Genomic DNA, 5,011 nt, shown 5'->3' with positions numbered 1-5,011 from the left:
GCGCTCAAGGCCGCCTGGGGGCCTTCAGGCCGACAGGCCGGCCAGCAGCGGCGGGCCCTTCTTTTCCGGCGGCTTGGCGGGGAAGAAGATCACGCGCTTCAGGCGCTTCTCGTCTTCGCCAGCTTCCTGCTTGACGATTTCGCGGGCGTGGAAACGTCCCAGCGTGGCCACGGTGACATCGCCTTCGGCGGTGGCGGAGACGTTCTCGCGGATCAGTGCGAAGGTGGCACGCAGGATCTGCTCGACGCGTTTGTCGGGCACGTCACCCAGGACCTTGGGGTCGCGCAGGCGCAGTTGGGAAACGATTTCAGCGGGTTTCAAAAGGATTCTCCTCGGGCTGCGCGGAAAACAAGGCCGTCCGCGACTCTCGGCCATCAAGTCGTCGCAGCGGTCCCTGCGGTCCGGGCGGTGCGCAGCGCCTCCAGCCGCGCCAGGCGAACGGCCTGGTCCATCGCCAATGTGGCCAAGTGCAGCACCAGCCGCGCGCGGTCGATCTGCACCGTGTGGGTCAAGGCGGGCTGTTCGTGCAGCGGCTCGCAGCCGCTGGCCAGCAGCCACTGGTTGACAAGCAGCCGGTCCGCGTGGATCGCGTCCGCATGCGGCGCGGCGCCGGTCAGCAGCGCCTGCAGGAAGGCTTCGGGCGCCGCGTCCTCCTTCAGGCGGCGGCCGATCGAGCGGTTGAACGCAGCGGGGAGCTGGGGCTCGTCGGCCTGGTCGTTGAACAGTGCGCGCAGGTAGAGCTCGTTGTCGTCGGCGGTGATGTTTTCGCGCTGCTCTTCGACGCCCTGGGCATCAATGCGGCAGATCAACAGGAAGTCGGCCACGGCGTTGCGCACGTGATCGAAATTGCGCAGCGTGACCTTGCCTGGAAAGGCCTCGGTGAAGCGCTGGATGTTGGGCTGAAAGCGCACGCCGCGCCGTTCGGCCCAGTGGGCAAACCTGAGCAGCCGGCCCCGGTAGGTCTTGTGACGAATGCCCCATTGCAGGTAGGCCGAGCTTGCCCAGGCATCGTGGCGGCGCACATAGATCACGACATGCCGGTCAACCTGTGCCGGGTCCAGGCGATGCATCGCCTCTATCGCCTTGTCGGGGCGGTCAAAAAGCGATTCGCTGCTCCAGATCAGCGTGTGGATGCGACGCTCGATTGCCAGCGCCACCGTTGCGACCAGCACGCCGTGCAACTGGTCAGCGCCCTCTGCGTGAGGCAGCGCATGCAAGCGGGCTGTTTCACCGAACTTCTGCCATGCATGACGCTGCACCGGTGCATGTTCCAGCACCAGCCCCAGGTACCAGACACCCTGGGCTTCCAGCGTGTGGCGGGCATCGCGCAGCGTGGCCTGGATCGAACTGGTGCCGGTCTTGCCGCTGCCGGCGTGCAGGATCAATCGAACCGGAGGACGTGCCATCAGATGAGTTTCCGGTTCAGAGCGGCTCGCCGCCACTGCGCAGCCGCTGGTCTTCGGCTTCGAGCGCGTCCAGCCGGCGGGCGTTGGCGATGCACAGCCTGGCGAGCGCACCCAGCAAGCGGCCGTCGTCGATGCGCGGTTGCTTCGGCGTGATCGCGCCGATCTGCAGGGGCGGCTGGCCTTGTTGCACCAGCAGGGCGTCTATCGCCTGGCGGTCGGCATGGGCGTGGCGCGCCACCTGCTCGATGTCCGCTGCATGGGGGTACAAGCCCTGCAGGAATGCCGTGGGTGACGCCGCCTGTGGCAGCAGCCTGCCAACGGCCTTGTCGAAGACCATGGGCAGGGCATCGCTGTCCTGGCGGTCATTGAAGAGCGCACGAAGGAACAGCTCGGTGTCGTCAGGCGTGTGATTTTCGTGGACACGCTCCAGCGGCAGGTCGGCAAGTCCGGCGAACTCGCAGAAGTCGTCGACGACGTCGCCGGCAGCGTCGAAGTTGCGGACCGTCAGGCGACCCGGGAAGGCAGCGTCGTAGCGTGCCAGCGTGGGTGCGAAAAGCGGCTTGCGGTGGGCAACCCATTCGCCGAAGCTGCGCAGGCGGCCGGGGTAGGTCTTGTGCTTCAGGCCCCATTGGATGTACGCCGAGCGGGCCCAGGTCTCGTGGGCCCGAACATAGGCCAGCACCGCCAGGTCCAGGCCTTGTTCGCAAGCACGTTGCAGCGGCCCGAGCACCGCGTCGAAGCGGTCAAAAAAAGATTCGCTGCTCCAGATCATGCTGTGCACGCCGGCCTCGCGGCCGCGCCGAAGCGTGGCTTGCAGCACGCGGTTGAACTGCGCCTCGGCCTCCGCCTGCGGGAGGGCCAGGAACTCATCCTGTCCGCCGAAGCGTTGCCATTCGAACAGCCGCGCGGGCGAGTGTTCGAACATCAGACCCAGGTACAGCACGCCCCGTGCCTGCAGCACTGGGGCATTCGCCTTCAGCGTGGCCTGGATCGAGCTGGTGCCGGTCTTGCCGGCGCCGATGTGGAAGATCAGTTTCATGGAGCGACTCAGGCAGCGGCTGGGGCCGCCAGCGCCAGCAGTTGCACGCCGCTGCCCTTGCCCAGTGCCAGGCTGCGCAGGCAACCGGTGTGCACCAGCAGCAGCTGATGCGGCGCGCAGCGGTAGCTGACGGGTGCCACCACGGGGGGCTCGGCACCGTCGATGCCAAGGGCGTGCGCGCCTTCGGAGACCTCGGCGCTCAGCTCGCCGCCGTACAGTCCGATCACGCCATGTTCTCCGCCCGCCAGGTTGAAGTCGAGCTGCGCAAGGTCACGGGGCATCAGCGAATGCTCCTGCAGTTGCGCCAGGTTGAACTCGCTGCGGAACAGCAGGCACATGATTTCAAGGTACAGGTCGGCGGCCTTGCGCTCCAGCGAGAAGTCGCCAAGTTCGCTGCGCGAGAAGGTCCGTTGGTACACCCCCAGCTGATTCAAGCTGCGCAGCGCCAGGAACTGCTCCTGTGAAAGCCAGCCCTGCCTGGCCATCCATTCGACACGCCGTGCCTCGGTGCTGCTGAACAGGCCTGCCGCCACCTCGCGGCGAGCGGGGCGTTGCGAGGTGCTGCGTGGCAACAGCGCAAAGTCGGAGTTGTCCAGCCGCACGCTGATGTTGGCATGGCGCTTCAGCACCGCCGGGTCGCAGCTGATCGAAAAGCCCAGCAGTCCCTTGCCCATGCCGGCGGCTTCCAGGTCCGGCCTGTGAATGTCGATGTGGCCTGCGCCGATGCACTGGTCCCGCTCGAAGGCCAGCAGGCGATGGCCGGCGACATCGAAGTTGGCACAGTAGACCCAGCCCGAGATCGCGGTCTCGGAGATCTGTTCAATGAATCCCTTCAGCATTTTTTGTGTTCCCTGTCTTGAGTGTGGTGGAAGCCCAATCGGTCGGCCCCAGGCCGGCGGCCACGAGGTAGCGCCTGGCCATCTGCGCGGCGCTGAGCGGGCGGGGGAGCTGCATCTTCTTGCGCGCGCCGGGGCGGCTTGCGCACTTCAGCAGCACCCGCGCCAGGTCCTCCGGATCGTTGGGCTTGAAGTGGTGGCCGCTGGTGCCTTCGATGACTTTTTCGGCCATACCCCCCAGCGCGGGCACGATGACGGGCCGGTCGGCGGCGTAGGCCTCCTGGATCACGACCGGTGAGTTTTCCCACCACTTGCTGGCCATCAGGACGTAGTCGCAGGCCTGCATCAACCGGTGCACGTCCTGGTTGTTGTAGGGGCCGACGTATTCGATGCGCGGGTCTTTCGCCTGGGCGTCTTCGAAGCGCTTCTGGAACTCCTCGGTCACGCCGACCACGTTGCCGTGGATGCGCACGCGGATCGCGGAGGCGCCGGCAACGGTGACCGGCAGCAGGTCCAGGGCATCGAGGATCTGGTCGATGCCCTTGAAGGGGTTGATCTGGCCGAAGTAGCCGAACACGGTCAGGATCGTCCGCGCTGCGGCCTCGCTGCGCTGCCAGGGCAGGCCGGCAGGGCTGCGGTGGGGTGGTGGCCTGTCGGTGGTGGGAGGCGGTGGCACATAGCCGGCCAGGCCGTTCTCTATCACCACCAGTTGCTGCTTCGGGATGCCCCAGGCGATGAAGCGGCTGGCGAGGAAGTGGCTGGGCGAGACCAGTCGCGTCATCTGGCCCATGGCCGCCAGGAAGGACTGCTTGCGCACGTTGAATTCCTCTGCGTCGTGCTCGGGGAAGCAGCCTGCGCAGCGCACCGAACCTGCTGCCTCGCAGAGCTTCTTGTGCGGCCGGGTCACCATCTGGCCGTGGTGGTGGCAAATGGCCAGGAACTCGTGCAGCACCAGCACCGAAGGCACGGGGAAGCGCTCGGCCAGGCGGCGCACGGTGTTGATGCCGATGAACAGGAAGTGGTGGAAGACCATTGCGCTGGGCTGCAGCGTCTGGACCAGTTCGGCTACGGCGCCGAGCTGGCTGGGCTCGGCGAGGTGGAAGTAGTGGTCGTAGCGCGCCGGTTGGTAGGCGATGGTGTGTTCATCCGGCGTCTCGAAACGCAGCTTGGCCAACTGGGCCTCCGGGCACATCGCGACGAACGCGGCCTTCTGGCCCAGCGCCAGCAGGCCCTTGTAGAGCGTGTACGCGCTGACCTCGGCGCCGCCTTTGCTGATGGATGGATGGGCGTGCGAGAAGACGACGATCATGGTGCTGCCCGGTGGCCCTCGTCCTGCTGCTGCCAGCGCAGGATCAGCTGCTGGTTGACCCGGTCGTGCAGCGGCATGCTGGTCGGCCGGCTCAGGCGCAGGCAATGCGGCGCGGCTGCAGCACGCGAGCGCACCGGCGGCCGGGGCAGCGCGTTGGTGCGCCAGTAGCCGGGCAGCAGCGTAGGGGCCTGCACGCGGTGCGCCTCGAAGGCGGCGGTGTGCCAGGCAAAGGCCTGGCTTTCGTGGCCGGTCTCGGCCTGGCTGCCCTTGAAGAATTCGATGTCCAGGTAGTCGATCTCACTGCTGGCTTGCTGCAGGTGGCTTTGCACGGCCTCGGTGCCGGCCGGCGTGAGCAGCACGGCGGGGCCGAGGAAGGCAAAGCGCCGCACTGTGCAGGTGGCCAAAAGGTCCGGCAGCAGCG

At 66.9% G+C, this 5,011-nt stretch carries 6 protein-coding genes; all 6 read right to left on the bottom strand.

The window, feature by feature from the left end:
• Positions 1-24: 24 nt before the first annotated feature.
• Entirely contained in the window at positions 25-321 is a 297-nt protein-coding gene (locus tag FKP22_RS20875; protein WP_141289618.1) for a hypothetical protein, read from the bottom strand.
• Positions 322-374: 53 nt separating this feature from the next.
• Positions 375-1,406, bottom strand: a complete 1,032-nt coding sequence (locus FKP22_RS20870; protein ID WP_141289617.1) for a hypothetical protein — start codon at positions 1,404-1,406, stop codon at positions 375-377.
• Between the two features lie 16 nt (positions 1,407-1,422).
• Positions 1,423-2,445, bottom strand: coding sequence for a hypothetical protein (locus FKP22_RS20865; protein WP_141289616.1), 1,023 nt, complete (start codon positions 2,443-2,445; stop codon positions 1,423-1,425).
• Between the two features lie 8 nt (positions 2,446-2,453).
• Positions 2,454-3,284 carry a hypothetical protein gene (locus FKP22_RS20860; protein ID WP_141289615.1) on the bottom strand — a complete coding sequence of 277 codons (831 nt, stop codon included), beginning with the start codon at positions 3,282-3,284 and terminating at the stop codon, positions 2,454-2,456.
• A complete protein-coding gene (locus FKP22_RS20855) occupies positions 3,265-4,590 on the bottom strand; it encodes a glycosyltransferase (protein ID WP_141289614.1) in 1,326 nt (441 codons plus the stop codon). Before FKP22_RS20855 ends, FKP22_RS20860 begins: the two co-directional genes overlap by 20 nt.
• A partial coding sequence (locus FKP22_RS32370; RefSeq protein WP_170200991.1) for a hypothetical protein occupies positions 4,587-5,011 on the bottom strand: 425 nt, incomplete at its 5' end. The genes FKP22_RS20855 and FKP22_RS32370, both read right to left, overlap by 4 nt.

The sequence above is a fragment of the Ideonella azotifigens genome, assembly GCF_006519715.1.
In the GTDB taxonomy this organism is placed as follows: domain Bacteria; phylum Pseudomonadota; class Gammaproteobacteria; order Burkholderiales; family Burkholderiaceae_C; genus Ideonella; species Ideonella azotifigens.
Note: the sequence above shows the minus strand (reverse complement) of the source record. Positions and strands in the feature narration are given on the sequence as shown.